Source organism: Actinoplanes regularis (assembly GCF_900188005.1).
Taxonomy (GTDB): domain Bacteria; phylum Actinomycetota; class Actinomycetes; order Mycobacteriales; family Micromonosporaceae; genus Actinoplanes; species Actinoplanes regularis.
On the sequence record NZ_FZNR01000015.1, the window covers coordinates 33,376 to 55,752 of the forward strand.

Below are 22,377 nucleotides of genomic sequence, written 5' to 3' on the forward strand. Positions count from 1 at the left end.
CGTACAGTCCCGCCATGACGCTGCGCCTGGCCGATGTGCTCGCCGACCCCGACCTGAGCCTGCGCCTGGTCGACGGGGCGCAGACGGCGCTGAACCAGCCGGTCCGCTGGGTGGCGGTGACCGAACTGGCCGACCCGCGACCCTTCCTCAGCGGTGGCGAACTGGTGCTCACCACCGGGCTGCGGCAGCGGTCGGCGCGGGTACAGCGCGAATTCGTCGCCCGGGTCGCCGAGGGGAAGGCGGCCGGGCTGGGCTTCGGGATCGGGCTGACCCACAACCGGATCCCGGCCGGCACGCTCGCCGAGGCCCGGCTGCACGGGCTGCCGGTGCTGGAGATCCCGTACGAGACGCCGTTCATCGCGGTCGACCGGTTCGTCGCCGACCGGATCCTGGAGGAGCAGTACGGCCGGTTCGCCGACCTGCTCGACGAACACGACACGCTGGCGAAGTCGCTGCTCTCCGGGCGAGGGCTGGGCGCGCTGATCGAGTCACTGCACCAGATCCTGGGCGCGCCGGCGATGGTGCTCGACGTGTACGGCGGGGTGCTGGCGACGGCTCCGGCGAGCGCGGCGTGGCCGGTGGAGCAGATCCTCTTCGCGGCGCGCTCGGCGGGGCGGCGGGAGGCGGACCAGCCGGCGATCCTGCCGATCACGGTGGAGGACAGTGTGGAGGCGTACCTCTGCTGCCGGCGGCCGCGGCGATCGGCGGACGTGTTGCCGTACGCGGTCAGTCTGGTCGGTCTGGAGCTGGCCCGGCGCCGCGCCGAGCTGGCCGGCAAGCGGCAGCTCGCCGGGCAGGTCCTGGAGGACCTGGTGCGCGGCGTCATCGGCGGCCCGGAGTCGGAGCGGCGGCTCGCGCCGTTCGGGATCCGCGCCGCCGACGAGCACGCGCTGCTGGTGGCCACGGTCGCCGCGGCCGACGGGCGGCGGTTGCTGACCGCTCCCCCGCTGCCCGGCGCGACCACCGCCGTCGTCGAGGACTGCCTGATCGCGGTCCTGGAGCCGGGCCAGTCGGCGCGCGACGCCGCCCTGCTGCTGCACGCCCACCTGAGCCGGCACGGCAACCCGGCCCGGGTCGGCGTCGGCGGCTGGTACGCCGGGATGACCGGTCTGCGGTGGAGCTACTACGAGGCGCACGAGGCGATGACCCGTGGCCCGGGGATCAACGAGCGGGAGCAGATGAGCCTCTCCGGACTGCTGCTGGCCAGCGAGGACGTGCCGCTGCGGGACCTGGCCCGGGATGTGCTGCGGCCGCTGCGCGACTTCGACGCCGAGCACGGTGGGTCGCTGGTCGAGACGCTGCACGCCTACCTGGACGAGAACGGGTCGGTGGCCGCGGTCGCCGAGCGCCTGATCGTCCATCGCAACACGGTCCGCTACCGCCTGGACCAGATCGAGAAGCTGACCGGGCGCTCGCTCACCTCCACCGCCGACCGCGTCCAGCTCTGGCTCGCCCTCGCCGCCACCCGCCTCGACAACATGTGAGGACGCGAATCCGGATCCCCCGCGGTCCCGGCCGGTCAAGACCGCTCGGACCGACACCCGGCGATCAACCCCGAAGACCCTTTCCAGGTACGACCGATGGAGTCGCGTGACCAGGCCTCTCGGCCGAGCCCCGCGCCGGTCTCGCGCGAGGTCTCCGCGCCGCCCGGCCGCTGCGCGCGGCCGGGTCCTCCCGGCGCGACGATGACGCGCGGGTCCGCCCCGGGGCTTGGCCCGAGAGGGCCGGCCACGGGGCTCCACCGGTCGTACCGGAGAAAGGAATCTATGGTTTTTCTTGGGAACGCGGGCGCTGAGCCGGCGCGGACTCCTTGCGGATCTTCGAGGAGCCGCGCCCGACGGACCACCCCTGGACCCACCTTGCCGAGGTGTCCTTTCTGGTGCGGTCGGCCAGGTGGTACCAGTCCATCCGGCAGCGGGTGCGGGTCACCTCGAGCACGCCGAAGCCGTGCCCGTCGGTCTCCACCCATCGCACGTGCGGGTTGGTGCCCCTGATCAGGCCGGCGGCGAGCAGGCTGAGCGGGCCACCCGCGCTGGTGCCGAGAAAATCATTGATGTTGTCGCTGGTCACCGACGGGACGACGAACTCGGCGGCGGCCGGGTTCGCGGTGCCGGTGTCCTTGGTGGTCAGCTCGTTGGCCCAGCTCGTGTGGATGTCGCCGGTGAGGAAGACGACGTCCTTCGTCCGGTGCGCGCGCAGCGTGTCGACCAGGCGCTCACGGTCGGCGTTGTAACCGTCCCACTGGTCGGCGTTGAGCACCACGCCGTTCTGCGGGACGCCGATCAGCTTGCCGAGCGGGCCGAGCAGCCAGGCCGGCAGGGCGAGGACGTCCAGGCGGGAGATCATCACCGGGTTGCCGACGATCTTCCAGATGGCCGTCGAGTCGACCAGGCCGGCGGTGAGCCAGGACATCTGGGCCGCGCCGGCGATCGTCCGGTCCTCGTCGTCGACGTCCGCGCCGCCGGTCTGCTCCGAGCGGTAGGTCCGCAGGTCCAGCATGGAGAGTTCGAACAGGTCGCCGTAGCGCAGCCTGCGGTAGATGTGCCCGTCCTCGGCGAGCCGGACCGGCATCCACTCCGCGTACGCCTGCCGCGCGGCCGCGACCCGGGCGGCGAAGTCGCCCTCGGTGCCCGGCGTGTGGTTCTCCGCGCCGCCGCTCCACATGTCGTTGGCGACCTCGTGGTCGTCCCAGGTGATCACCCACGGGACCGAGGCGTGCAGCGCCTTGAGGTCGGGGTCGGTCTTGTAGAGCGCGTGCCGGGTCCGGTAGTCGGCCAGGCTCACCGTCTCGTGCTCCGGGGACGTCCTGCGCACCACGGTGTCGCCGGCGCCGAATTCACCGGTGGCGTACTCGTAGAGGTAGTCGCCGAGGTGCACCACCAGGTTGAGGTCGCCGCGCTCGGCCAGATGCCGGTAGGCGGCGAAGTAGCCGGCCTCCCAGTTGGCGCAGCTCACCACGCCGGCCCGGAGCCGGGCGATGGCGTCGGTGGCGGCCGGGGCGGTCATCGTCCGGCCGACCGGCGACCAGACGTCGTTCAGGCCGAAGCGGTACCAGTACGTGGTCGCCGGGCTGAGCCCGGTGACGTCGGCCTTCACCGTGTGGTCGCGGGCCGGACCGGTGCCGACCGTGCCGGAGCGCACGACGGTGGCGAACGCCGAGTCGGTGGCGAGTTGCCAGGTCACCTCCACGTCCGGGCCGGCGCCGGAGGCCGGCACCGACTCGGGGGTCGGGGTCACCCGGGTCCAGAGCAGGATGCCGCCTGGGAGCGGATCACCGGAGGCGATCCCGTGTTGGAAGACGGACTCGGCCGCGGAGACGGCCGAGGGCAGTGCGGCGGCCGCGACCGCACCGGCGGACAGGCCGGCGAGCAGAACGGTACGACGATGGACCGTGGCTCCAGGAAGGACAGTCATGCCCTTCTATCTAGCAAGGGCGACGCCGGGCCAGGCCGGGATCAATCCAATTTTCAGCGAGGCTTCATCGATGGAGCCGGACAGTTGACTCGCCGGTAACTTGCGGGGACCCTGGTGCACCCCGCGGCGTCAGCGGGCGGGCTCGGTGGTGCGCGCCGGCTCACCGATCGCCAGGGCGGCGGAGGCGGCGAACTCCTCCGCGGCGCCGATCGCCTCCAGCACGGTGCCGCGCCGCTCCCCCAGGCGGACACAGCGCGCCGCGGCCAGATCACTGCGCAGCAGCATCATCCTGGTGAGACAGTCATCGATCAACGCCAGCACTTGATCATGCATGGTGGGTGCCTCCGTAACGACGCCCCCGCGATCAGGCTCCGCACCGAGCCCCAAAGAGGTCGACTGGTCACTTGTCGTAGATCCTACGTTTACTTCTTGTTGTCGCGGTTAGATGCTTGTGAATTTCCGAGCCGCGGAACCTTCCGGGCGATCCGCCGGTCGCACCGCTGACCTGGGAGCGCGCCCGTTCGCCGGCCGTCCGCCCGGACCTCGACGCCGCAGGCAGCGGCTCGGATGTGCCAAAAAGACTCCGAGTCGCTCGGGTGCCGAGAATCGGTCAGCCGAGCCCGGCGAGTGCGGCCGCCACCAGACGACATCGTTCGGCGGTGAGGGCTGCGTCACTGTGCCCGTCTCGCGCCGCCGGGACGTTTACCGTGTGGCGGTGGAGATCGGACTCTGGTCGGTGGTCGAGGAGCCCGAGGCGCTCGCCCTGGCCGGGCCGGGCGCGGCGCTGCTGACCGACGCGGACACCGCCTACGCGGTCGGCTCGGACACCCTCGTCGTGATCGCCACCACGGCGACCGGCACGGAGATGACCCTGCCGGGGCCGTTCCCCGACCTGGTCGAGGAGCGGCTGGGCACGGTGCTGCGACCGGCCGTCCACGCGTTCGCCCGGCTGCCCCAGGGGTGCCTGGCGCTCGGCGTGGCGCAGGCCACCGAGCTGGGCTACCGCCGCGGCGCGCTGCACGACATCCGGCTGCGGTTCGAGGCGCCGGTCCCGCCCGACCTGCTCGGCCGGGTCACGCCGGGGCTGGGCTGGCTGGATCTGGTGGGCCACGACCCGGCCGGCGCGATGGAGCGGTTCATCGCGGACTGGTACGGCGAGGCTCCCGCCGCGAAGGAGCCGGCGCACTCCGGGGAGCCCGCCGCGCTGCGGGCCTTCCGCCGGGCGGCCGCGGGACGGCCCGAGGTGTACGGTGTCTCCACCCAGATCTTCGAGGAGTCGCTCGCCGGCCGCCCGGACGGCCTGCTCACTTTCGGCCAGGCGGGTGACGGCGTGTTCACCCTGGTGATGGAGCCGGACCGGGACGACCCACGGCTCTGGTACGACGGGCTGAGCGACCGGCTGCTCCCCGAGCGGGAGCGGCTCGGCGGTTACCTGCTGCACTCCACCCTCGCCCGCGCCGCGATGGACGGGCCGCTCGGCGGGATGGCGTTCGTCGACCGGCCGCAGGCGCGGCGGATCGTCGCGCCGCTGCGCCAGGTGCCGCTGCGGCCGATGCGCTGGCCGTGCCTGTTCTCCCGGTGCTACGCCGGGCCCGGCACGGTGGTGCTGATCGGCGAGGACGACACGGACTGGTTCGAGATGTACGTCGGCGTCCGCCACCCCGGCCTGCTGCGCCGCCTCCGCAAGCTCGGCCTGGATTGGGAGTCGTTCACCGATTCGCGTTGAGCGTGTCGTCCCAGCCCACGGGAAACTCGACAATCTCAACTGATTTAGTAGACAAGGTGGGTGATCACCCAGCAAACTTCCGGGCATGGACCTCAGCATGGCGCTCGCCGGTCTCGGCGTCGGCATCATCGTCGGGCTGACCGGCATGGGCGGCGGCGCCCTGATGACACCGATCCTGGTGCTGCTCTTCCACGTCAACCCGGTCGCCGCGATCTCCAGCGACCTCGCGGCCAGCGCGGTGATGAAGCCGTTCGGCGGCGCGGTGCACGCCCGGCGCGGCACGGTGAACTGGCGGCTGGTCGGCTGGCTCTGCGCCGGCAGCGTGCCCAGCGCCTTCCTCGGGGTGCTGCTGCTCCGCCTGCTCGGGGACGACGAGAACGTGCAGCACATCGTCAAGCTCTCGCTGGGCGCGGCACTGCTGCTGGCCGCCGGCGGCATGATCCTCAAAGCGTGGGCCGCCCGGCGCAACGGCGACGGCCCGCCCGCCGAGATCACCGTGAAGCCGGTCCCGACCCTGCTGATCGGCGTCATGGGCGGCCTGGTGGTCGGGCTCACCTCGGTCGGCTCCGGCTCGCTGATCATCGTGGCGCTGCTCGCGCTCTACCCCCGGCTGCGCGCCAACGATCTGGTCGGCACCGACCTGGTGCAGGCCGTCCCGCTGGTCACCGCGGCGGCCCTGGGCCACGCCTTCTTCGGCGACCTGCACCTGGACATCGCCGGAGCGGTGATGCTCGGCTCCATCCCCGGCGTGCTGATCGGCTCCCGGATCTCGTCACGCGCCCCGGGCGGCCTGGTCCGGTCCGCGCTGATCATCGTGCTGCTGGCCAGCTCGCTCAAGCTGTTCGACCTGCCCACCCAGGTGGTCGGCGCGGTGACCGGTGCCGCGGCGATGGTGGCGATCGTTCTCGGGGTCACCGGACGACTCCGGCAAAGGTCCGACAAAAACGCTGAAGAGCCGCTCCGCGAGCCGGTCTCGGTCTGACCCCTTATTTCCCACCCCACAGCGCCGATCTGAAGGCGGTCTGCGCTGGGGAGGGTCGATGAACGTACGGCAGAAGCTGCTGGGTGGATACCTGGTGGTGGCACTTCTGGTCGCGACCACCGCGACCGTCGCCTGGTACAGCAACACGGTCTCGGTGCAGAAAGCCGCGGCCACCGAGGCCGCGCAGGTCGCCGACGGGATCGGCAAGGACATCGCGCTGGGGCTCTCCATCGACAATCCCGGCGAGCTGGCCGCACCCTTGTTCTACAGCCCGACCGCGCTGACGAACTACATCAACCGGCTGCACGAGGCCCAAAACCGGGACATCGTCGCGGTGGACGCCGGCAAGTACATCCTGGGTGACGTCGACCGGGAGAACGTCGGCCTGCGCTTCGACGCCGACCCCGGCAACGAGGTCGGCAAGACCATCGACGACGGCAAGCCCCGGGTCTTCGTCGAGTCGAGCGCCGACCACCCGGAGGGCATCAAGCAGGTCGTGGTGTCGATGGCCCTCTCCAGCGGTCAGGTGATCGGCGCGGTCATCCTGGAGTACAGCCCGCTCTACGAGCAGATGCTGGCCGGCGCCCGGCAGACCCAATACATCATCATGGTCACCGCGTCGGTCGCCTTCCTCCTCGTACTGCTGCTGGGATACACGGTGGCCAACTCCGTCACCCGGCGGATCACCGCCCTGACCGACGCCGTCGGCGTGATCGGCACCGGCGACTACTCGCATCGCGTGCCGACGACCGACAACCGCGACGAGATCAGCGCGCTGGCCCGGGCCTTCAACAGCATGGCCGAGCAGCTCGACCACTCGGCCCGGCAGATCCTCGCCAAGGAGTACACCGACAGCATCCTGGCCAACGCCGGTGAGGGCATCTGCGGCCTGGACGCCCACGGCCGGATCGCCTTCGCCAACGCGGCGGCCGGCCGGATCACCGGGATCGAGGTTCCCGAGCTGCTCGAGAGCGCGGCCGAGGTGCTGGCGACCGTCCTGACCCCCGGCACCAGCGAGCGGCTCCTGCACCGCCCGGACGGCTCGAGCGTGCGCGTCGAGTACACGGTCAGTGAGATCGAGAAGGCGGGCCGGAAGATCGGCTCGGTGATCGTGCTCCGCGACGTCAGCCGGCAGCGCGCCCTCGAGTTCGACCTGCGTCACCAGGCGCTGCACGACACCCTGACCGGGCTGCCCAACCGCAAGCTCCTGCTGGACCGGCTGGAGCACGCCCTCGTCCGTTCCCGGGCGACCGGCGACCTGTCCGCCGTGCTCTACCTGGACCTGGACGGCTTCAAGCGGGTCAACGACAGCCTCGGGCACACCGCCGGCGACCTGCTGCTGCAGACCGCGGCCCAGCGGCTGACCGGGGCGCTGCGTGAGCAGGACACCGTGGCCCGCCTCGGCGGCGACGAGTTCGCCGTCCTGCTGGAAGGGGCCGACCAGGCGACCGTGGAGCTGCTGGCCCAGTCCTGCCTCGACGTCCTGTCCGAGCCGTTCGTCCTGAACGGCCGGGAGAGTCTGGTCTCGGTGAGCGTCGGCGTGATCACCGACGCGGCCCGCTACACCGGTGCCGACGAGGTGCTGCGCAACGCCGACGTGGCCATGTACGCGGCCAAGGACCAGGGCAAGAACCGCTGGCTGCTCTTCGAGGACCGGATGCACGAGCAGCTGCTCGACCGCCTGGACCAGGAGTGCCGGCTCAGCCAGGCGGTGCACCGGGGCGAGCTGCGGCTGCACCTGCAGCCGGTGTTCTCCCTGCCGGACAACCGGATGGTCGGCGCCGAGGCCCTGGTCCGCTGGGAGGACCCGGTCCAGGGGTTGCGGCAACCGGGCTCGTTCATCCCGCTCGCCGAGGAGACCGGCATGATCGTGGAGATCGACCGGTGGATGCTGCTCGAAGCGTGCCGCGTGGTCAAGCAGTGGCAGGACGACGACCCGGAGACCGCGCCGGCCTGGGTCAGCGTCAACCTCTCCGCCGCTCACCTGGACGAGCCGGACGTGACCGACCAGGTCGCCTACGCCCTGACGGCCACCGGTCTCGCGCCGAACTGCCTGGTGCTGGAGCTGACCGAGACGGTCCTGATGCGCGACCTGGCGGTCTCCACGGCCCGCCTCGAGGAACTGCGCCAGCTCGGCGTGAAGATCGCCATCGACGATTTCGGCACCGGCTACTCGTCGCTGGGCTACCTGCGGGACATCCCGGTGGACGAGCTCAAGATCGACCGCTCGTTCATCACCGGGCTGGCCGCGAACGGGCGGCAGCGCGAGCTGGTCAACGCGGTGATCCAGCTCGGTCACACGCTCGGGTTGCGCGTGGTCGCCGAGGGCGTCGAGGAGTCCTCGGAGCTGAACCTGCTCAGCGTCATGGACTGCAGGTACGCACAGGGCTACCACCTGGGCTTCCCCGAGCCGGCCGACGACCTGCACGCCCGGCTCTCCGCCCCGGTCCTGCACGCCTGACGGAACCGGCCCCGCCCTCCCGGGCTGATCGGGTGAGCGGGGCCGGCGTTTACGGTACGGGTGTCAGCCCTGGACGAACACCGAGACGGTACGGGCCGGAACCGTGAACGTGCCGGTCGCCGACGCGAACGACGCGGTCCGCACCAGCGGGTCGGCGGAGGTCTGCTGAACCGGGTGCAGCGCCACCTTCTTACCGGCGAGCCCGGGGACCCGCTGCGTCGCCGCCGTGGCGGTCGAGTTGAACACCACGGTGATCGACTTCCACTTCCCGTCGAGGCCGCGCGCGTCCAGCGTCATGGTGATCACGCCGGCCGTCTCGTCCTTTCCGGAGAGCGGGAAGGAGAGCCGGTCCTGCACCTGCTTCGCGGTGGCCAGCCCGAACACCGGCGACGACTTCCGGATCCGGAGCAGCTCCTGGTAGCGGGCGTCGGCCAGGTTGATCGCCGCGCAGTCCGCCTTGAGGGCGGGGTCGGCGAGCAGCGGCTTGGCGTAGGGCCACTTGGACTGGTTGTCCGCCGCGGGCGGCAGGCCCTTGCCGAAGCCGTTGCCGTTGGCGCAGTTCCACTCGATCTCGTTGAACCAGTCACCCGAGTTGAACGAGTTGCGATCGAGGGACTTCGAGCGCAGCCGCTCACTGCCGGCGGCCACGAAGCCGACCCCCTGGCCGAGCACGGTGGTGGCCAGCGCCACCGACTGCATCCGGGCCCGGTCGGCCGCCGAGGTGGCCTGGGGCAGCTTGAAGGCGAAGGCGTCGTACAGGATCTCGTTGTCGTGCGCGTCGACGTAGGTGATCGCCTCGCTCGGCGCGGCGTTGTAACCCGCCGGTGAGCCGTTGTAGTCGACCTCCGAGCCCTTGACGGTCTCGCCGGAGCTGCCGGTAAAGCTGAAGGAGGCGAGGTTGCCGCTCAGCCCGACCTTGATCAGGTCCTGGTAGTGCAGCAGCCGTGCCTTCCGCTCGGCCGCCGTGCCGTTGGCCGCGTCCCCGTTCGGCTGGTCCGCGAGGCCGGAGCCGAAGCCCTGGATGCGCGGGTTGTCGTCGAACGGGCCGCCACCGCGGACCGCGTCCCGGAGCCGGTCGTTGAACGTGCCGATCCCGGTGCCGGCCATGTTGACCTGGGTGGCCTGGACGAAGCGGGCGTTGTTCGCCACCTCGCCGAAGTTCCACCCCTCGCCGTAGACGTAGATGTTCTTCCCGTCGACGCCGTCGCGCGCGAGGGTGAGCCGGTCCAGCGCCGCGCGGACGGCCAGGATGTTCGCCTTCGGGTGGTGGCCCATCAGGTCGAAGCGGAACCCGTCGACCTTGTACTGCTTGGCCCAGGTGACGATCGAGTCGACGACCAGCTTGCCCATCATCGCGTTCTCCGGCGCGGTGTTGGCGCAGCAGGTCGAGTTGGCCACCGTGCCGTCGGCGAGCAGCCGCTGGTAGTAGCCCGGGACGATCTGGTCGAGCACCGAGTTCTGATCGGTACCGGCGGCCGAGGTGTGGTTGTAGACGACGTCCATCACCACGCGCAGGCCGGCCTTGTTGATCCCGGTGACCATGGAGCGGAACTCCCTGGTGCGGTTCGTGGGATCGACGGCGTAGCCACCCTCCGGGACCGTGTAGTGCAACGGGTCGTAGCCCCAGTTGTAGCCGTCGGTCGCGGCCACCCTCGCGATGCACGCCTGCTGCTGGTCGGAGTCGGCCGGCAGGGCGGCCAGGTCGCAGTCGGGCTGGGCCTGGGCGGCGCGGTTCTCCGGGATCGTCGCGAAGTCGAAGACCGGCAGCAGGTGCAGGTGCGTGACGCCGGACTTGCCGAGCTCCGTCAGGTGCTTCATCCCGCTGGACGAACCGGTGAACGCCGCGTAGGTGCCCCGCTGGGCGGCCGGGACCGAGCTGTCCGAGATGGAGAAGTCCCGTACCGACAGCTCCTGGATCTGGATCTTCGCGGGTGCGGTGGCGGCCGGCTTCTTCAGCTTGTTCCAGCCGGCCGGTGCGAGCGCCGGATCGTTCAGGTCGAGGAACCGGCTCAGCTTGGAGTCGGTGGAGAGCGCCACCGAGTACGGGTCGGTCACCGAGGCGGTGACGATCTTCTGCGCGGCCGGCTGCCACGCGGTGACCCGGAACTTGTAGTACTTGCCGTACCAGCCCTTCTCCCCGCGCAGCGACCAGACGCCGGTCCGGTTGTCCCGGATCATGGGCTTCAGGGTCGCGGCCGAGGAGGTGGCGTTGTCGTAGATCTCCAGCTCGACGCTGCGAGCGGTCGGCGCCCAGACCGAGACGCCGCCGTGGACGTAGCCGAGCTCCGCGTTCACCGCCGACGAGTACACGTCGTCGAGCGCGCCCGCGGTCTGCACCCCGGTCGCCGAGAGCAGCTTGCCGGCGGCGTCCCGCTCGGTGATCACGACCTGGCCCCGCAGAATGTCCGAGATGTTCGAGGCGGAAACCTTGAACGCGCCGTACTGCCACAGGTTCGGGAACTTCGCCCGCTGGGCCTCGGTCAGGCCGTTGCGCCGCGAGCTGAGCCGCAGGCTCTCGAAGTCTCCGGTGAGTTCGCCCTCGGCGACCCCGATCCCGCCGGCCGCCGAGTAGACCAGGTCGTAGACCTTGCCGTCGGTGCCCGCGCCGACCTCCTGCAACGTGGTGCCGGTGCTGGTCCGCCAGGCGATCGTCGAGCGGTCCATCCAGACCGCCGACTCCTTGGCCAGGTCGACCGTGCCGCCGCCACCCGCGGTCTTGACCAGCGGAAGCAGCCGATTCGTCTGCCCGCCGAGCAGCCAGACCTCGTGCCCCGTCTCAGCGAACGTGAGCCGCTGGTCGGCCGGGAGGTCCTTGGCGTCGCCGTTGTGGATGATGTAGCTCAGTCCGGTCGCCCCGTCGGCGAGGGGAACCTCGAAGACGGCGCCGAACGAGTCGATCTTCGTGGGCTTGAGCGGGCTTCCCCAGTCGGTGCCGGACGCCGCGCCGTCCCAGAGGTGCAGCCCCCAGCCGTCGTAGTCCCCGTCCGCCTTACGCCAGTGGATGACCGCCGTGCTCTGGTCCTGCGCCGGGTCGGGCTGGCCGGTGGCCGCCTGCCGGGAGGTGTAGACCGCCGGGTCGCCCTGCTTGAGCCAGACCTCCGGGGTCTTCGTGGGATCGAGCGACCGGTCGGCGTCGGTGTCCTTCACACCGTCCTTGCTGACCGCGATGAACCCGACGCTCTTGGCGTTCGGCGCGAGCTTGACGTAGGCGAACCGGCCGTAGGAGTCCTCACCCGCGAACGGCTGCCCGTTCGGCCAGGTGGTGGACATCGACGCGTCGACGTCGCCCCAGGTGTAGAGGCCGTAGTCGGCGTAGCCGCCGGCCGGGCGCTGGTAGTGCACGATCGCGTACTCGACGCTGGAGGCCGGAACCGGGGTGCCGACCGTGATGTCCGCCGAGGACGAGGCGAGCCGCCCGTTGCTGTCGCGCACCACCGCTTTGTACTTCACCGGAACGCCGCCGGCCACCCCCTCCAGGTCGTGGTACACCCGGTAGGGGGCCTTGTCGGCGGTGCCGAGCAGCTGCCACGGGCCGTTGCCGACCTGCGCCGCGAAGGTCACCGTGGCGAGCGGGTCGCCGGTCGTCGCGGCCGTCAGCTCGGTCCGGGTCGGGACCGAGGCGCCCTGCTTCGGCGCGGTGATGCTGACGGTGGGCGCGGCGGACGGCACGGCGACCTTGACGCCGGCCTTCAGTACGACGGTGGAGAGCGCCGGCACGGTCACCGTGACCCGGCCGGCGGCGTCCGCGACGACCGGGGCCGACCCGCCGTAGAGGCCGGTGAAGGTGGCGCCCGGGGACGAGGTCGCGAAGCTGACGGTCTGGGTGGTGGTGGCGTTGTTGGCGGCGACCAGGTACTCGGAGCGCTTCGCCCGGTCGATCCGGGAGACCGCGAAGACGCCCGCGCCGGCGGCCGCGTACCGGGTCACCTGCACGCCGTCGACCAGGGCCGGGTTCGCCTTGCGCAGCTTGGCGAGCGCGGCGATGGCCTGGTAGAGCGGGTGGCCGGTGTTGTGGTTGTCGACCGCGTGGGTCCGGTCGGTGCCGATCAGGTCGTCGTCCAGGTAGTCCGCGGTTTTGCTGGCGAACAGGTCCTGGCGGGCGTCCTTGTCGCCGCCCGGCCCGGTGAAGCCCTGCTCGTCACCGGAGTAGACGACCGGCTGGCCGCGGGTCAGGAACATCAGCTCGTGCGCCAACTGGTCGCGCTTGAGCTGGGTGTCCGCGGTGGCGGCGGCAGCGATGAACGAGCCGATCCGGCCCATGTCGTGGTTGCCGAGGAAGGTCGGCAGCCGCTCGGCGCTGGTGGTCGGCGTGGTGTAGAGGTCGTCCTTGGCGTACACGTCGGAGAGTGCCGTGGCGTTGCCGGCGCCGGTGACGAACGCCCGGGCCGCCTCCTGGAACGAGAAGTCCAGGGTGGCGGGCAGCCCGCCCTTGCGGACGTAGGTGGACTCGACCTCCTGGTCGGCGCTGTAGACCTCGCCGAACATGAAGAAGTCCTTCTTGCCGACCTTGGCCGCGGCGGCCTGGACGCCCTTGGTGAACTGCGGCCAGAAGTCCAGGTCGGTGTGCTTGACCGTGTCGAGGCGGTAACCGTCGATGCCGGTGGCGGCGATCCAGTCGGAGTAGATCTTCGTCATCCCCTTGACCACCTCGGGACGCTCGGTCCACAGGTCGTCGAGGCCGAAGAAGTCGCCGTACTCGCTGTTCTCACCGGAGAACGTCGAGTTGCCGCGGTTGTGGTACATGTTCACGTCGTTCAGCCAGGCCGGCACCTTGGCCGAGGCGTCCGCCCTGTTGGCGAAGATCGGCGTGTAGGGGTAGCCGCTGGAGTCCACCGCCGGGAACGAGTTCGAGGACGCGTAGTTCCGGTCCTCGAACGGCTGGCCCTCGGTGTCGGTGTACGGCGAGGTCGCCTTGTCGATGTAGGTGTACTGGTTCTCCCGGTACTTGATCACGTCAGCCGTGTGGTTGACGATGATGTCCAGGAAGATCTTCATGCCCCGCTGGTGAGCGAGCTTGACCAGCTTCTTCAGGTCCGCGTTGGTGCCGAAGTGCGGGTCCACCTGGGTGAAGTCGGTGACCCAGTACCCGTGGTAGCCGGCCGAGATGTCGCTGCCGGTGCCCTGCACGGGCTGGTTCTTGAAGATCGGGGCGAGCCAGATCGCGGTCGTGCCGAGCCCCTGGATGTAGTCCAGCCGGTCGATCACGCCGGCGAGGTCGCCGCCGTGGTAGAAGCCCTTGTCGGTCACGTCGTACCCGGTGGACAGCCGGTCGCCGGAGAGGTTCCCCTTGTTGTTGGCCGGGTTGCCGTCGGCGAACCGGTCCGGCAGGACGAAGTAGTACTGCTCATCGGTCGCGGGCTGGTCGGATCCCCAGTTGGCGATGACGGACGCGCTCGGCTCGGCCGGGGCGGCGGACGCCTCGGCGGCCGGGACCGCGATCAGAGGTAGGAGAAGGCTGAACAACGCGGTCCCCAACCGGGTTCTTTTCGATGCCACAGGTGCACCCTTCCGATCGGTGAATATCGGGTGATTCGTCAGGTGTTACGCACGGACCACACCTGGAAGGTGGGTCCGTCACCACATATTTCAATACATCCATCTGCGGCGACCTTCAGGTCCTCGGCGCCGCCGTAGAGGTTCTCTCCGCTGACCGCGGCCGGCAGCCCGGACAACCGGAGCGGCTCCCCCGCCGCGCGCCGGGCCACCACGAGCACCGCGTCGTCCCGGGTCTCCCGCAGGAAGGCGAGGGTGTCACCGTCGGCGTGCGCCCAGCGCAGGCCGCCGGCACGCAGCGCCGGCTGGGTCCGGCGCAGCGCGATCAGCTCGCGGTAGGCACCGAGGGTCCGGCGGTCCCAGGTCTCCGGCCGGCGCCACGGCATCGGCGTCCGGGAGTGCTCACCGTTGAAGCCGGTCAGCCCGAGCTCGTCGCCGGCGAAGATCATCGGCGTGCCGGGCAGGGTGCAGAGCAGGCCGGTGGCGACCTCGTGGCGAGCGGCGTCGCCGACCACCGACCGGATCCGCGGGGTGTCGTGCGAGCTGAGGATCTGCCACGAGCTCGTCCACGACCGCCAGGACATCTGCGCCGAGAACGCGCTCATCGTCGCCACCAGGGCCGCCGCGTCCCGGTGCGGCACCTCGCCGGGCACGCCCAGGAAGTCCGGGAAAGGCAGCTCGTCGGCGCGCAGCCAGCTCCACACCGGGCGGGTGAAGCCGGCGTAGTTCATCGTGCCCTGCCAGCCGTTGCGGTCCAGGTCGCCGGTGGCGTCGTGGGCGTGCTCGGCGAGCAGCAGCGCGTCCGGGCGGACCTTCTGCACCGCGCGGCGAAGCAGGACGGCCGCCTCGCGGGACCAGTCGTCGGCGCCGCGGCGGCCGGTCATGTTGGCGACGTCGACACGCCAGCCGTCCAGGGCGTACGGATAGGTCAGCCAGTGCTGCGCGATCCGCGCGAACCGGCGGCGCAGCTCGTGGCCGCCCCAGTTGAGCTTGGGCAGGCTCGGTACGCCCATCCAGGACTCGTAACCGCCGTCCGCGGTGAAGTAATAGAGGTCCCGCTCGCGCGGGAACCACGGGTGCGCGTCGCCGGTGTGGTTGGTGGTCAGGTCACCGATCAGGCGCATGCCCCGGGCGTGCACCGCCTCGGCCAGCCGGACCAGCGCCGCGTCCCCGCCGAGCAGCGGATCCACGGCGTCGAACGAGGCGCTGTCGTAGCGGTGGTTGGAGCGGGACGGGAAGAACGGGGTCAGGTAGACCGTGTTCGCGCCGAGGTCGGCGACGTGGTCCAGGTGCTCGGCGACGCCGTCGAGGTCCCCGCCGTACAGCTGGGTCGCGCGCAGCGGGCCCGCGGCCGCGACCGGCTCGTCCCAGGCGCAACGCACCGCCCAGTCCGGGGTGGGCCGGGAGTCTGCGGCGGCGGAGCGCGCGAAGCGGTCCGGGAAGATCTGGTAGACCACCGCGTCGCGCGCCCAGGCCGGCCCCGGGGCGTAGGCGACCAGGCGGAAGTCGGTCGCGTCCGGGACGTCGTGCCCGGTCAGGCCGCAGCCGGTCAGCCAGCGCACCTCACCGCCCGCGGTCCGGAGCAGGAACCGGTACCGCGTGACGGGGTTGCGGACCTCCAGCTCGGCCCGCCACCACTCCCCGCCGCCGTCCCGCCGGTCCACCACCGCCGGGGCGAAGACCGGCTCGCCGTCGTGGACCCAGCGCAGATGCACCCGCGACACCCGGGCTCCGGCCGGCACCCGGACGAAGACGGTGACCGTCTCGCCCAGGGCCGGCGTGGGGTTCGAGACGTACCCCTCGGAGCCGTCATGGTGCGGCAGGAGCAGCCGGGTCATCCCTTCACCGCACCCGCGCTGAGGCCCTCCACGATGTAGCGCTGCAGGTACATGAAGACACCCACGGTCGGGATCGCGGTCAGCAGCGTGCCGGCGCAGAAGATCCCGAAGTTGGTGTTCCGCTCCGAGCCCTGGACCAGGCCGTACAGCCCGACCGCGAGGGTCTTCGAGCCACCGTCGGTGAGGAAGAGGTTGGCCAGCAGGAACTCGTTGATCGTGCCGATGAACGAGAGCAGGCCGCTGACCGCGAGGATCGGCGAGACCAGCGGCAGCAGGATCCTGAAGAAGATCCCGGTGTGCGAGGCGCCGTCCACGGTCGCCGACTCGTCCAGCTCCTTCGGAACCGTGTCGAAGAAGCCCTTCATCAGCCAGGTGTTCACGCCGAGCGCGCCGCCCAGGTAGAGCAGGATCATGCCCCACCAGGTGTTGAAGCCGATCGCCGGCCACAGGTCGGTGATCTTCGAGAAGATCAGGAAGAGCGCGACCACGGCCAGGAACTGCGGGAACATCTGGATCAACAGCAGGGACAGCAGGCCGGTACGACGCCCCTTGAACCGCCGCCGGCTGAACGCGAACGCGGCCAGCGCGGAGAGGAACAGCGAGATCAGGCTGGCCAGCCCGGCGATCGCCACCGAGTTCAGGAACCAGGACGGGAAGTTCGTGTCCTGAAGCAGCCGGGTGAAGTTGTCGGCCGAGGCGCCGCTCGGGATCAGGGTGCTCGACGAGAGCGTGCCCAGCGGGTTGAGCGCCGCCGAGAGCACGAAGACGATCGGCCCCAGCGAGAAGAGCACGGCCAGAATGGCAACCAGATGCCGCCACCCGACCTGCTTCATCCATCTGATCATGAGTAGACCTCCTCCTGAGCGCGGGTGCGCCGGAAGCTCACCACGGAGACCACGGCCACGATCAGGAAGATGAAGATCGAGATGGCCGCCGCGAAGCCGTACTGGGCGCCGGACCCGCCGAAGGCCAGCCGGTACGTGTACGTGATGAGCAGGTCGGTCGCGCCGTTGCTCGGGTTGTCGGCCGGGAACGGGCCGCCCTCGGTGGTCAGGTAGATCGCGTTGAAGTTGTTGAAGTTGAACGCGAACGACGAGATCAGCAGCGGGCTCAGCGCGACCAGCAGCAGCGGCAGCTTGACCGCCCGGAACGCCTGGAACGGGCCGGCGCCGTCCACCTTGGTGGCGTCGGTCAGCTCACCCGGGATCGCCTGCAGCGCGCCGGTGGTCACCAGGAACATGTACGGGTAGCCGAGCCAGAGCTGCACCAGCAGCACCGCGATCTGCGCGGAGAACGCGCTGCCCAGCCAGTCGACATGGATGCCGAGCACGTTGTTGATCAGACCGAAGTCGGTGTTGAACATGTCCCGCCAGACCAGCAGCATCGCGAACGACGGCATGGCGTAGGGCAGGACCATGGCGACCCGGTAGAAGCCCTTGAACCGCATCCGGTTGGACTGCAACGCGATCGCGCAGAACATGCCGAGCACGAAGGTGCCGCCGGTGGACGCGATCGCGAAGATGAAGTCCCAGATCAGCGTCCGCAGGAAGTCCTTGGAGATGGTTTCGTCGGTGAGCACCCGGGTGAAGTTCGCGAACCCGACGTCGACCTTCCAGCCCTGGGCCAGCCGCTCGCCGTCGGCCGCGATGAACGCGCCCTCGTCGTCGTCGGCCTTCCACACCTTGCCGCTGGTGGTGTCGGTGATGCTGTCGGTCGCGGGATCAAAGGCCCGAACAGCCTTTCCCTCGTACGCCCGGGAGAGCCCCGCCGAGCGGATCGCGCCCGCCGCGGTCGGCACCGCGAAGTCGGTGATCTCCTTGCTGCGCGCGCTCGCCTGACCGGCGTTGAGCACGGTCCAGCCCGCCGGCGGGTTCCCGTCGGCCGGCTTGAGGCCGTCGGCGTCGCCGATGGAGACCTGACCGCTCTTCGGGTCGGTGATCAGGAAGGCCAGCGCACCGGTGGCCGGATCGCCCTCGGTGACGATCTTCAGCTGGTACTCGGTGGAGCCGGGCACCCGGGTGACCGACGCGGTCTGGATGGCGGTGACCGCCTCCGCCTTGGTGCCCCGGTGGCCGTCACCGAAGTTGGTGAACGCCGTGCTCGCCGTGTAGAGCACCGGGAAGATCTGGAAGATGATCAGGAAGATCGTGCCGGGGACCAGGTACTTCGCCGGGATGTGCCGCGGGGTGATGTACAGGTAGAGCAGCCCGGCGGTGGTCGCCAGCAGGATTCCCAGACCGACCCAGTGTTCACCACTGGCCAGCGGGAAAGCCGCCCAGACCGCGGTTGCCACGAGCAGGCCGAGCAGCACGATCTTGACCAGCAGCCCGGCAGTCGTCGTACTCCGCTCGGGCGTCGTTTCCTCGGGGGCGGGAAGGGCCCGCGTAGCGGGCCCTTCGAGCTGCGTCGTCATTACTTGATCGAGGACGAGATCGTCTTGGCGGCGGCTTCGACGGTCGTCTTGGCCTCGGCACCACCGATGACGGCGGCCTCGGCCTTGCCGAACGGCTCCCAGATGGCGGCCATCGCGGGGATCGCCGGCAGCGGGATGGCGTTCTTACCGGCGTCGGCCCACTTGGCCAGGTCCGGGTCCTGTCCCTTGACCTGCTCCAGGGCGGCGGTCAGCGCCGGCGGCCGGGGCTCGGCGTTGTAGAGGGCGACGGCCAGGTCCGGGGTGGTCACGTAGTTGGTGACGAACTCCTGGGCCAGGGCCTTGTTCTTGCCCTTCGACGCGACGTAGAACGTCTGCACGCCGAGGAACGGCGTGGCTTCCTTGCCGCCCTTGAAGCCGGGGATCGGGGAGATGTCGTACTTGATGCCGGCCTTCTTGACGTCCGCGGTCGCCCACGGGCCGGAGACCAGGAACGCGCACTTCTTGCCGGTGAAGGTGGCGATCGAGTTGTCGCCGGTGATCGAGCGCTTCAGGGCGCCGTCACCCTTCTCGCCGAGCGCGCGCAGCTTCTCGAACGCGGCGATCGAGCCCGGCTTGCCGACACCCAGGTCCTTGGCGTCGTAGTCGCCGCTGGCGGTGGTGCCGAACAGGTAGCCGCCGGCCGAGGCGTACAGCGGGTACGAGTGGTACGCGTCGCCGTTCTGGCCGGACTGCAGGCAGAGGATCTCGGAGGCCTTCTTCTCGGCCTTGAGCTTCTTGCCGGTGGCGACCAGGTCCTCGATGGTGGCCGGGGCGGTCGGGGCCAGCTCGGTGTTGCGGATCAGGCCCAGGTTCTCGGTGGCGTACGGAACGCCGTACGTCTGGCCGTTGAAGGTGATCGCCTTGATGGCGCCGGCCTGGATGCCGCTCTTCTGTGCGTCGGAGAGCTGCACCGGGTCGATGGCGCCGTTCTGCACCAGGTTGCCGATCCAGTCGTGCGCGCCGACCATCACGTCCGGGCCGCTGCCCTGCTGGGAGGCGGTGAGGAAGGCGGTCTGCTGGTCCTTGGAGATCGCCTGGATCTTGACCGTGACGCCGTTCTCCTGGCCGAACTTGTCGGCGAACGGCTTGAGCGCGGCGGAGCGCTTGTCGTCGGCCCAGATGACCAGCTCGCCGGAGGCGGCGGCAGCGGACGGGTTCGACCCAGCGGCCTTGTCGTCCTTCTTGTCGCCGCACGCGGCGACGCCGGCCAGGCAGAGCATGCTTGCGGCGATCACACCCGCAGTTCGGATGCGCATGGTAGTACTCCCGTTCTTAGACGGATTTTGCATGAGAAAATATGACCTGAGCGCGGACATAGCTCGGCGCCCACAAGATCGGTAAGGTGTCGTCCTTGTTGCGGGGACGTTAGCAAGCTCTTGCAGCCAATGGAAGGGCTTGCAGGCTCATGACCTGTAACGGCCCGGCACTACAGTGGCAACATGCGTGCACGGATGGCGGACATTGCCCGTCAAGCCCAGGTCAGCGAGGCGACGGTCTCTCGCGTCATCAACGACCGCCCCGGTGTCTCCCCGGAAACCAGGCAGGCGGTCCTGACCGCCCTCGACGTGCTGGGGTACGAGCGCCCCGAGCGGCTGCGCAAGCGCAGCGCCGGCCTGGTCGGCCTGGTCGTGCCCGAGCTGGACAACCCGATCTTCCCGGCGTTCGCGCAGGTCATCGAGTCGACCCTGGCCCAGTCCGGTTACACGCCGGTGCTCTGCACCCAGTCCCCCGGCGGCGTCACCGAGGACGAGTATGTGGAGATGCTGCTGGACCGGCAGGTCTCCGGCATCGTCTTCGTCTCCGGCCTGCGCGCCGACACCACCGCCGACATCGAGCGCTACCAGCGGCTGCTCACCCGCCCGCTGCCGATCGTGCTGGTCAACGGCCACACCGCCGGCATCGACGCGCCGTTCGTCTCCTGCGACGAGCAGCTTGCCGGCGACCTGGCCGTCGGGCACCTCGCCTCCCTCGGCCATCAGCGGATCGGGATGATCTCCGGACCTCACCGGTTCAGCCCCGTGCAGCGCAAACTCGACGGCTACCGGGCCGCCATGCAGCGCGAACTCGGCGTCCTCGCCTCCGAAGTGGATGACCTGGTGGAGCTGACACTCTTCGGGGTCGAAGGGGGCGAGGTGGCTGCTGAACGACTGCTGAACAAGGGCGTCACCGGGATCATCTGCGGGTCGGACATGATGGCGCTGGGCGCGATCCGGGCCGCCCGGCGCCGTGGGATGAGAGTTCCCGGTGACGTCTCGATCATCGGGTTCGACGACTCGCCGCTGATGGCGTTCACGGATCCGCCGCTGACGACGTTGCGGCAGCCGGTGGCGGCGATGGCGGTGGCGGCGGTGCGGTCGCTGGTCGACGACATCAACGGGCATGGTGCGCCCAGGTCGGAGTACCTCTTCCGGCCGGAGTTGGTGGTGCGTAACTCGACGGCGATGGCACCCGCGCGGCGGGCTCTGACCGCCGAAGCTCCTGCCGCATAAGCACTGGTCACCGCCGCAGCCGACGCCCGCTCGGCCGGTCGGTCCCTCGGCTGCCCGCCGCCCGGCCGGCCCTTCGGCCAACCGCCGCCCGGCCGATCTTCCGGGTACCCGCCGCACCCGATCCCGTGGCCGGCTGAAGAAACTTGCTGCAATTTCTTGCACGATCTGCAAGACAAAGATGCGAGATTGCTCGGGAGAGCGTGTTCTTGAACTCGTTCGGGCGGGCGGCGTCGGCCCAGGTTGAGGCGGCCTTCCCGCAAGGTTTCCAGGAATCGGCGACGTTTTCGGACACCCGTCGCAAGGGCATGCGCGCGACTTGCAACGCCGGGTGACGAGAACCCGCCTCGGCCATCACTCTTCGCAACTCTTTCAATGTGACCCGCGTCACTTTTTAGCGGCGATCCAGGTCGCTCCAACTTTCTGAACCGGTTCAGCGTCGCGCGGCTTGCTGCCGGCGCTGTCGCCGACCGTCGGTGACAACAGACTCGGCTGGGCCTCAGCGCCCAGACCGGGCCCGGTTGCAGCGCTGAGCGGGTGTTTCTCAACCCGGTTTCGCAGGTAGCGTGAGCGGCGGCCGACGGGCCAGGGTCCCCGCGTTCGTACTTCCGTCACGGTGACGCCAATAAAAACGGCGGCTGCCTCTTCACCCCGAAGGAGACCGCCGATGTCCGAGACCGGCGTCATCCATGACATCGGCTACCAGCGGTACTCCGGTCCCCGGCTGGGTCGCGTCGCGATGCAGCGGGCCCTCTTCGTGCACGGGTTGCGCGCCGCCTTCGGGCTCGGCCGCTCCGCCAAGGCGAAAATCTTCCCCTGGCTCGTGGCCGGCATCATGCTGCTGGTCGCCGTCATCGCGGCGGCCGTCCGGTCGATCACCGGAGAGATGTTCTTCAGCTACGTCCAGTACGCCGACCAGATGAGCCTCTTGATCGTCTTCTTCGCGGCGATCGTCGCGCCGCAACTGGTCTCCCGCGACTTGCGGGCCGGGGTGCTGCCGCTCTACTTCAGCCGTCCGTTGCGGGCGGCCGACTACGTGATCGCCAAGTTCGCCGCCATGACGGCCGCGATCTGGCTGCTGCTCGGCGTGCCGCAGTTCATCATGTTCCTCGGCGCCGCGTTCACCACCAGGACCGGCGTCAGCGGGGTGTTCGACGAGCTCTGGGACCTGCTGCCCGGTTGGGCCTACAACCTGCTCTGGGCGGTGATGTTCGCCGGTCTCAGCCTGCTGATCGCGTCGCTCACCGGAAAGCAGGCGTTCGCCGCCGGTGGCATCGTGGCAGTCTTCATGATGACCGTCCCGGTCGTCGGCGTACTCGCCTCGCTGCCGAGCACCACCGCCAACAGCCTGTCCGGGCTGGCCAGCCCGGCCTTCCTGATCGGAGGCGTCGGCGAGTGGCTCACCGAGAGGGAGAGCCAGCTCGACGTGGGCGTGGGCGAATTCGGCCCGATCTACGGCATCGAGGCGGCATGCCTGGTCGCCGCGTGCCTCCTGCTCCTGCTCGCCCGTTACCGGAAGGTGGCCTCGCTGTGACCACCCAGACTCTCGCCGCTTGTTTCCGCG

At 70.0% G+C, this 22,377-nt stretch carries 13 protein-coding genes; 6 read left to right on the forward strand and 7 right to left on the reverse strand.

Annotated features, from left to right (window positions below):
- Nucleotides 1-14 precede the first annotated feature (14 nt).
- Complete coding sequence (locus tag CHC09_RS30900; RefSeq protein ID WP_089296774.1) at nt 15-1,484, forward strand: PucR family transcriptional regulator; 1,470 nt, start codon at nt 15-17, stop codon at nt 1,482-1,484.
- A gap of 280 nt (nt 1,485-1,764) precedes the next feature.
- Here the strand turns inward: CHC09_RS30900 and CHC09_RS30905 are convergent, their stop codons facing one another.
- Nucleotides 1,765-3,414 carry an alkaline phosphatase D family protein gene (locus CHC09_RS30905; RefSeq protein WP_089296775.1) on the reverse strand — a complete coding sequence of 550 codons (1,650 nt, stop codon included), beginning with the start codon at nt 3,412-3,414 and terminating at the stop codon, nt 1,765-1,767.
- Between the two features lie 129 nt (nt 3,415-3,543).
- On the reverse strand, nt 3,544-3,747 hold the full coding sequence (locus tag CHC09_RS30910) for a hypothetical protein (protein ID WP_143232692.1): 204 nt from the start codon (nt 3,745-3,747) through the stop codon (nt 3,544-3,546).
- 382 nt (nt 3,748-4,129) lie between these two features.
- On the opposite strand from CHC09_RS30910, the gene CHC09_RS30915 reads away from it, so the two are divergent.
- The 3 genes from CHC09_RS30915 to CHC09_RS30925 all read left to right on the forward strand — a co-directional run bounded on the left by CHC09_RS30915 (nt 4,130) and on the right by CHC09_RS30925 (nt 8,583).
- Entirely contained in the window at nt 4,130-5,140 is a 1,011-nt protein-coding gene (locus tag CHC09_RS30915) for a hypothetical protein (RefSeq protein ID WP_239138596.1), read from the forward strand.
- Nucleotides 5,141-5,225: 85 nt separating this feature from the next.
- Nucleotides 5,226-6,122, forward strand: a complete 897-nt coding sequence (locus CHC09_RS30920; RefSeq protein WP_089296778.1) for a sulfite exporter TauE/SafE family protein — start codon at nt 5,226-5,228, stop codon at nt 6,120-6,122.
- A 58-nt stretch (nt 6,123-6,180) separates the two neighbouring features.
- Nucleotides 6,181-8,583 (forward strand): putative bifunctional diguanylate cyclase/phosphodiesterase, encoded by a 2,403-nt coding sequence (locus CHC09_RS30925; protein ID WP_089296779.1) that lies wholly within the window; start codon nt 6,181-6,183, stop codon nt 8,581-8,583.
- 63 nt (nt 8,584-8,646) lie between these two features.
- Here CHC09_RS30925 and pulA read toward each other — a convergent pair whose 3' ends face one another.
- From pulA to CHC09_RS30950, 5 genes are read right to left on the reverse strand one after another with little or no spacing between them, the layout of a single operon-like run.
- Nucleotides 8,647-14,079: a pullulanase-type alpha-1,6-glucosidase gene (gene pulA / locus CHC09_RS30930; RefSeq protein WP_089296780.1), complete on the reverse strand. Its 5,433-nt coding sequence runs from the start codon at nt 14,077-14,079 to the stop codon at nt 8,647-8,649.
- Between the two features lie 38 nt (nt 14,080-14,117).
- Nucleotides 14,118-15,914, reverse strand: a complete 1,797-nt coding sequence (locus CHC09_RS30935; protein ID WP_089296781.1) for a glycoside hydrolase family 13 protein — start codon at nt 15,912-15,914, stop codon at nt 14,118-14,120.
- A complete protein-coding gene (locus CHC09_RS30940) occupies nt 15,911-16,759 on the reverse strand; it encodes a sugar ABC transporter permease (RefSeq protein WP_089296782.1) in 849 nt (282 codons plus the stop codon). The genes CHC09_RS30935 and CHC09_RS30940 overlap by 4 nt, the downstream gene beginning before the upstream one ends.
- The gene (locus CHC09_RS30945) at nt 16,756-18,327 is read right to left on the reverse strand and encodes an ABC transporter permease subunit (protein WP_143232694.1); all 1,572 of its coding nucleotides are present in this window, start codon (nt 18,325-18,327) and stop codon (nt 16,756-16,758) included. The genes CHC09_RS30940 and CHC09_RS30945 overlap by 4 nt, the downstream gene beginning before the upstream one ends.
- The gene (locus CHC09_RS30950) at nt 18,327-19,583 is read right to left on the reverse strand and encodes a sugar ABC transporter substrate-binding protein (RefSeq protein WP_089296783.1); all 1,257 of its coding nucleotides are present in this window, start codon (nt 19,581-19,583) and stop codon (nt 18,327-18,329) included. The genes CHC09_RS30945 and CHC09_RS30950 overlap by 1 nt, the downstream gene beginning before the upstream one ends.
- Nucleotides 19,584-19,766: 183 nt before the next feature.
- Here CHC09_RS30950 and CHC09_RS30955 point away from each other — a divergent pair, with 183 nt between their 5' ends.
- Together CHC09_RS30955 and CHC09_RS30960 are read left to right on the forward strand one after the other, a co-directional pair.
- Nucleotides 19,767-20,816, forward strand: coding sequence for a LacI family DNA-binding transcriptional regulator (locus CHC09_RS30955; protein WP_089296784.1), 1,050 nt, complete (start codon nt 19,767-19,769; stop codon nt 20,814-20,816).
- 664 nt (nt 20,817-21,480) lie between these two features.
- The gene (locus CHC09_RS30960) at nt 21,481-22,347 is read left to right on the forward strand and encodes an ABC transporter permease (protein ID WP_089296785.1); all 867 of its coding nucleotides are present in this window, start codon (nt 21,481-21,483) and stop codon (nt 22,345-22,347) included.
- Nucleotides 22,348-22,377: the final 30 nt, after the last annotated feature.

Coding starts and splice junctions, on each gene's coding strand:
- CHC09_RS30900 (WP_089296774.1), top strand. CDS start 15: ATGACGCTGCGCCTGGCCGATGTGCTCGCCGACCCCGACCTGAGCCTG.
- CHC09_RS30905 (WP_089296775.1), bottom strand. CDS start 3,414: ATGACTGTCCTTCCTGGAGCCACGGTCCATCGTCGTACCGTTCTGCTC.
- CHC09_RS30910 (WP_143232692.1), bottom strand. CDS start 3,747: ATGCATGATCAAGTGCTGGCGTTGATCGATGACTGTCTCACCAGGATG.
- CHC09_RS30920 (WP_089296778.1), top strand. CDS start 5,226: ATGGACCTCAGCATGGCGCTCGCCGGTCTCGGCGTCGGCATCATCGTC.
- CHC09_RS30925 (WP_089296779.1), top strand. CDS start 6,181: ATGAACGTACGGCAGAAGCTGCTGGGTGGATACCTGGTGGTGGCACTT.
- CHC09_RS30935 (WP_089296781.1), bottom strand. CDS start 15,914: ATGACCCGGCTGCTCCTGCCGCACCATGACGGCTCCGAGGGGTACGTC.
- CHC09_RS30940 (WP_089296782.1), bottom strand. CDS start 16,759: ATGATCAGATGGATGAAGCAGGTCGGGTGGCGGCATCTGGTTGCCATT.
- CHC09_RS30945 (WP_143232694.1), bottom strand. CDS start 18,327: ATGACGACGCAGCTCGAAGGGCCCGCTACGCGGGCCCTTCCCGCCCCC.
- CHC09_RS30950 (WP_089296783.1), bottom strand. CDS start 19,583: ATGCGCATCCGAACTGCGGGTGTGATCGCCGCAAGCATGCTCTGCCTG.
- CHC09_RS30955 (WP_089296784.1), top strand. CDS start 19,767: ATGCGTGCACGGATGGCGGACATTGCCCGTCAAGCCCAGGTCAGCGAG.
- CHC09_RS30960 (WP_089296785.1), top strand. CDS start 21,481: ATGTCCGAGACCGGCGTCATCCATGACATCGGCTACCAGCGGTACTCC.